We start from the raw sequence: 5,102 nt of genomic DNA, 5'->3' as shown, positions 1-5,102 counted from the left end.
GCAATGCACCAACAGCGGCTTTCACGGACGAAACGCAACGCTCACAGGTCATCTGGGCTGTGTCAAGGAATGTGGACAGTTCTTCGATGAGTAGCCAGCGACGCGCGGAGGTGTGCGCTTTCTTTCGACGACAACCCCGCCCCCAGTCGAGCCCAACCGGTTCCAGAGATTTCGCATCAGTCGGACCCACACGCGGGTGTTCCTGCTCTGCGGAGCCGGCCCCGGTCACGGCTGACCGCCGAGCTGGAACGAGATTATCGATCGCGGTAATCCGTTAAGGTGACTCCCACCGCTCAGCGACCGGCCTCGATGTTCGACCGCGAGAAAGGGGAGAGACCGTCATGTCCTCAGGGATCGTGTCCGTGGCTCTGGTGGCGCTGTCTGTCGTTGCTCTCTTCTATGCACTCCACCGCGTGGCCAGCATTACCTCCGACCCGTTGACAGTCCTGCCGGCCCAATCCGGGTGGGCACCGCAGGAGCACGCCCTGTCGCGGTTCCACGCACGCTGGTACCTCGCCTCGATCGTGTTTCTGGCCTTCGACGTCGAGATGCTCTTTATGTACCCGTGGGCCGTGGTGGTGATCGAGAAGGGGCTCTCTGCGGTGGTGGAGATGTTCCTGTTCCTTGGTGCCCTGCTAGTCGCCGTGGCCTGGGCACGGCGAGAAGGCGCATTCCGATGGGCTTGAGCCCGTTTCTCGCCCGCCTCGCCGTCCAGGCCACCCGGGTGCTCGTCGTCGAGGCCCCGGGCCAGTGGGCGACTCGGATGGAGCTTGAGCAACAGCTACTCCGTCGCGGGTGGCGGATAGCCAGTAGTCCGGCTCAGGGGGACGTGCTCGTCGTGTGTGGTGCGCCGGGCCCTGAGCTGTCGGATCTGGCGAACCGCCTCTGGGAGCAGATGCCCGGCCCTCGGGTGCGCATCGGCATCGCCTCGCCCGGAGCGGTGGTTCCCGCCCTCGACAATGCCACTGCGCTCCTGCTCGACACTTCCCATCACCGGACCGACGCCCGCGAACGGGCGCAGGAGCCCTCGATGTCCGATCACGCGAACAATGCTGATGGCGAAGGGCACGAAGGACACGAGGAACACCAGGGCCACGGTGGACACTCGGACCACGAAGAGCACGCGGATCGCCAGGCGCACGAGGGCCACGAAGACCATGGCGGGCATGGTGGCCACGAGGGCCACGCAGACCACGGCGGGCACGAGGGCCATGAAGGCCACGGGGATATGGACATGGCTCCCGCCGGGATTCCCTTGGCCGAAGGCGGGGAGGACCGCGACGGCCTGGAGATGGATGTTCTCCATCTGCCGCTCGGTCCGGTATTGCCGTTCTGGCCGGCCGGGCTCGTGCTGCACTGCTCGCTACAGGGGGACGTTGTCGTCGACGCCACCGCCTCGGTGATCGACGCGACGGAGCACAGGGCCGGAGCACCCGGTCGGCCCACGGACCACGCGTCTGCCACGGTGATCCAATGTGATCAGGTCATGGCACTGCTGGCACTGGCCGGTGCCGAAGACCTGGCGGACTGCGCCCGCCGTGCCCGGGACGGGATTCTGACGGGCGATCCCGGTGCCGCCCGTGACGCCGTCGAGCGTCTGCACCGGAAGGTTCGCAGGTCGCGGCTGCTGCGCTGGTCATTGCGGGGCGTGCTGCCGCTCGGCCCGGCCGATCTGGAGCGCCACGGCTTGCCGGGGCACTGCCTCGGGGATGCCCACGACCGGTTGCTGGCCCAACTGGAACGGATCCGCGTCGAGGTCGGCGGCGCAACGCCGGACCGGGCGGATGGCGGCTCAGCGCAGGAATCTGCGGACCAACTAACTGTGCCGTGGGCGGTGGTGCCGGACCTGGTGACCGGTTTGGAGCTGGGCACTGTGCGCTTGGCGGTGGCGAGCCTTGATCTGGGCTCGCATCCTGCCGTCCGGGAGGTGGGGCATGTCTGAGACCGTGGTGACGACCGTGTCCGGTGGGTGGGCCGTGCTGGCCGGGGTGATCCTGTGTGGGCTGGCGTTGTTCGCGGTGGCGCTGGACGGGGTGCTCTCGTCGCCGGCGCGGGGCGGCGGTCGTGGCGGGCCCACTCCCCTGGCCCGTGCGGCCCGTCTGTTGCGGCAGCGTCGCCGCACGACGGTCGCCGCGGACACCCTGCTGTGGCGGATCGGCGGCGCGGGCATGCTGGTCGGGGCGTTCCTGATGATCGCCGTGATCCCGCTGGGCCGCTGGACACTGGCGGACCTCGACGTGGGAGTCGTGTGGTTCAACGCCGTCGACGTCATGGTGTGGGCCCTGGTCTGGCTGGCGGGGTGGGGCGCCAACTCCATCCACGGTCTGGTGGGCGGTTACCGCTTCCTCGCGCACGGGCTGGCCTATGAGCTGCCGCTGATGTTCGCATTGGTGGCCCCGGCGATCGCCGCCGGCAGTCTGGCGGTGGGCGACGTCGCGGCCGCGCAGGACGGCGTGTGGTTTGTGGTGTGGATGCCGGTGGCGTTCCTGGTCTTCCTGATCGGCGTGACCGGCTTCTCTGTATGGGGTCCATTCGCCCCGGCCCTGTCCGCGGACATCGTCGGCGGGGTGACGGCCGAACTCTCGGGGGTCGATCGGCTGGTCCTGCAGGCCGGGCGCTACCTGTTCCTCACCGCCGGGGCGGCGTTCTCGGTGCCGCTCTTCCTCGGCGGTGGTGCCGGGCCCGTCCTGCCCGACTGGGCGTGGGTGCTGGTCAAGACAGCGCTGGTGCTGACGGTTCTGGTGTGGGCGCGGCGCAAACTTCCGCTGCTGCGACCGGATCGGTTCATGGAGATCGGCTGGACTGTCTTGCTCCCGGCCGTCGTGGCCCAGGATCTGCTTGTGTCCCTCGTCGTGGTCTGGAAGGGCTGAGCCGTGCTGGTCGGGATCGTGTTCTGGGTACTCGCTGTGGTGGCGGTGACCGCGGGGACGGCCGTGTTCGTGGTGGACTCGATGGCCCGGGCCACCTACGCGCTGGCGGCATCGTTCATCGCCGTGGGGGTGATGATTTTGCTGCTGGGTCAGAGCTACCTGGGCATCATCACGATTCTGATGATGGTCATGGAGATGGCGGTGATGGCGGTCTACATGGTGATGTTCATGGGCATGAACCCGGCGCTGATGCCGATGGACATGACCCACGGGAAGAAGACCGCGATCGGCACCTCGGTCGGGGTCTTTGTGCTGCTGGCCGCCGGGGCGCTGCTGATCCCGTGGCCCGAGCGACGTGGCGCCCCACCCGAGGACCTCACCAACGCGCTGGGCCTGGAGATCATGGGCGAAAAGATGTTGGTGATGGCCGTGGTGGGCGCGGTCATGGTGGCCACCATCGTGGCCGGGATCGTCCTGGCCGCCGGGCGCACCCGCTACGACCGGCTCGGCGACGATCTGCGGCGCCGCCCGGCCGACGACCCCCAGCCGGGAGGTGTGGGTCGATGACCCTGGAGGCCGTTCTGGTGGTGGCCGCCGCCCTGTTCGCCGTCGGGCTCTACGGGGCCCTGTCCCAGCAGGTGGTGGTGATGGTGATGATGGGCCTGGAGTTGATGATCAACGGGGTGCTCCTGGCCGCCGCGGGGTTCTGGTGGTTCCTGGCCCCGGGCCCCTCCGGGCAGGTGCTGCTGCTGGTGGTGCTGGCGGCCATGACCGTGGAGATGGCCATGGGCTTTGCCGTGGCGACGCTGTTGCACCGCAAGCGGCAGACCGACATGACCGACATGGCCGAGGATCTCTCCGGATGACCGCCGACCAGACCTTGCTGCTGACCCTGGTGGTGCTCCCGGCTGCCGTGGGTGCGGTGCTCGCGCTGACCCGGGCGGAGCGGGTTGCGGCCCCGATCGCGGTATCGACCGCTGCCGTGACCGCGCTGCTGGCGGCTGTCGTCGCCGTTGCGCGGCCTGCGGTGGCGTTCCCGTTCATCGCCGGCGTCGACGTGGCATTGGAGGTCGACGCCCTGGCGGCGCTGACCCTGCCGATGGTCGCAGTGGTGACCCTTTTGGTGCTGGTTTTTGCGGCCGGCAACATCCGGGCGGCCCGGCCCCGCTTCCACGGGCTGATGCTGCTCTTCGCCGCCGCGGCCCTGATCACGGCCTCGGCCGCCAGCCTGCCGGCGCTGCTGTTTGCCTGGGAGTTGATGGGCGCGACCTCGTACGCGTTGATCGGGTTCTGGTGGCGGGACACCGACCGCGTCTCGGCCGGGCTCACGGCCTTCCTCACCACCCGTACCGCCGACCTGGGTCTCTACCTGGCCGCCGGCGCTGCCTTGGCCGGCGGCGCCGGTATGGGCCTGTCCGAGTTGCCGGCGGCGGAGAGCCCGTGGCGGCACGTGGTGGCGGCCGGGATCCTGGTGGCGGCACTGGGCAAGGCCGCGCAGCTGCCGTTCTCGTTCTGGCTCTCCGGCGCGATGAAGGGCCCCAGTCCGGTCAGCGCACTGCTGCACTCGGCGGCGATGGTGGCAATGGGCGGTTACCTGCTGCTGCGCGTGGAGCCGCTGCTCGCCTCCACCGGGTGGGCGGGCCCGGCCGCCGCGTGGATCGGGCTACTGACCGCGGTGGCGATGGGGATCGTGGCGTTGGCCCAACGGGATCTCAAACAGTTGCTGGCGGCGTCCACTGTGGCGCAAATGGGATTTGTGGTGCTGGCCGCCGGAGTGGGCGCGGTGAGCGGAGGTGCCGCCCAACTGGTGGCCCATGCCTCCACCAAGGCACTGCTGTTCCTCGCTGCCGGGACGTGGCTCACCGCGTTGGGCACCGAGAAGCTCACGGAACTGCGCGGGGCGGGCCGCCGATGGCCGGTGGTGGGCGTGACCGCAACCGTGGGAGCCCTGGCCCTGGCCGGGATCGCACCGCTGTCCCTGTGGGCGACCAAAGACGCGGTGCTGGCTGGGGCCCTGGAGACCTCGGCCTGGCTCTACGCCACAGGACTGGTGGCGGCGGCCCTGTCGGCGGCCTACTCCGGCAAGGTCCTATGGACGATCTGGCACCGCGGGGCCCAGGCCCGGGTCGAGGAGCCCACCGCCGGGCGGGAGGTCGGCGCAACGCAAGAGCTCGGCACCGGGCAGGTGGGGGCGCTCGAGCAGGCCCCGCTGGTCGTGCTGGCCGCGGGGGC

Annotated in this window: 7 protein-coding genes; 6 read left to right on the top strand and 1 reads right to left on the bottom strand. The window is 69.6% G+C overall.

The genetic code is table 11. The features are described 5' to 3' along the window. Positions 1–341 precede the first annotated feature (341 nt). Entirely contained in the window at positions 342–686 is a 345-nt protein-coding gene (locus tag G6023_RS11910; RefSeq protein ID WP_007626392.1) for an NADH-quinone oxidoreductase subunit A, read from the top strand. Positions 687–781: 95 nt separating this feature from the next. Here G6023_RS11910 and G6023_RS11905 read toward each other — a convergent pair whose 3' ends face one another. Continuing rightward, complete coding sequence (locus G6023_RS11905) at positions 782–1,213, bottom strand: hypothetical protein (protein WP_182635638.1); 432 nt, start codon at positions 1,211–1,213, stop codon at positions 782–784. Between the two features lie 21 nt (positions 1,214–1,234). On the opposite strand from G6023_RS11905, the gene G6023_RS11900 reads away from it, so the two are divergent. The 5 genes from G6023_RS11900 to G6023_RS11880 all read left to right on the top strand — a co-directional run. Beyond that, entirely contained in the window at positions 1,235–1,942 is a 708-nt protein-coding gene (locus G6023_RS11900) for a hypothetical protein (RefSeq protein ID WP_241727836.1), read from the top strand. Then, positions 1,935–2,870, top strand: coding sequence for a complex I subunit 1 family protein (locus G6023_RS11895; RefSeq protein ID WP_017836399.1), 936 nt, complete (start codon positions 1,935–1,937; stop codon positions 2,868–2,870). Before G6023_RS11900 ends, G6023_RS11895 begins: the two co-directional genes overlap by 8 nt. A gap of 3 nt (positions 2,871–2,873) precedes the next feature. Further along, positions 2,874–3,437, top strand: a complete 564-nt coding sequence (locus G6023_RS11890) for an NADH-quinone oxidoreductase subunit J (RefSeq protein ID WP_064257203.1) — start codon at positions 2,874–2,876, stop codon at positions 3,435–3,437. After that, positions 3,434–3,736: an NADH-quinone oxidoreductase subunit NuoK gene (locus G6023_RS11885; protein WP_017836397.1), complete on the top strand. Its 303-nt coding sequence runs from the start codon at positions 3,434–3,436 to the stop codon at positions 3,734–3,736. Before G6023_RS11890 ends, G6023_RS11885 begins: the two co-directional genes overlap by 4 nt. Further along, on the top strand, positions 3,733–5,102 hold a 1,370-nt coding region (locus G6023_RS11880; protein ID WP_206680999.1), incomplete at its 3' end, for a proton-conducting transporter transmembrane domain-containing protein. The genes G6023_RS11885 and G6023_RS11880, both read left to right, overlap by 4 nt.

Origin of the sequence: Dietzia sp. DQ11-71 (assembly GCF_014144995.1) — a bacterium.
In the GTDB taxonomy this organism is placed as follows: domain Bacteria; phylum Actinomycetota; class Actinomycetes; order Mycobacteriales; family Mycobacteriaceae; genus Dietzia; species Dietzia kunjamensis.
Note: the sequence above shows the minus strand (reverse complement) of the source record. Positions and strands in the feature narration are given on the sequence as shown.

What these genes read in the sequence shown, in the direction of transcription:
- G6023_RS11895 (WP_017836399.1), top strand. Translation starts at nt 1,935, where the DNA reads ATGTCTGAGACCGTGGTGACGACCGTGTCCGGTGGGTGGGCCGTGCTG.
- G6023_RS11900 (WP_241727836.1), top strand. Translation starts at nt 1,235, where the DNA reads ATGGCTCCCGCCGGGATTCCCTTGGCCGAAGGCGGGGAGGACCGCGAC.
- G6023_RS11905 (WP_182635638.1), bottom strand. Translation starts at nt 1,213, where the DNA reads ATGGCCCTCGTGCCCGCCGTGGTCTGCGTGGCCCTCGTGGCCACCATG.
- G6023_RS11885 (WP_017836397.1), top strand. Translation starts at nt 3,434, where the DNA reads ATGACCCTGGAGGCCGTTCTGGTGGTGGCCGCCGCCCTGTTCGCCGTC.
- G6023_RS11910 (WP_007626392.1), top strand. Translation starts at nt 342, where the DNA reads ATGTCCTCAGGGATCGTGTCCGTGGCTCTGGTGGCGCTGTCTGTCGTT.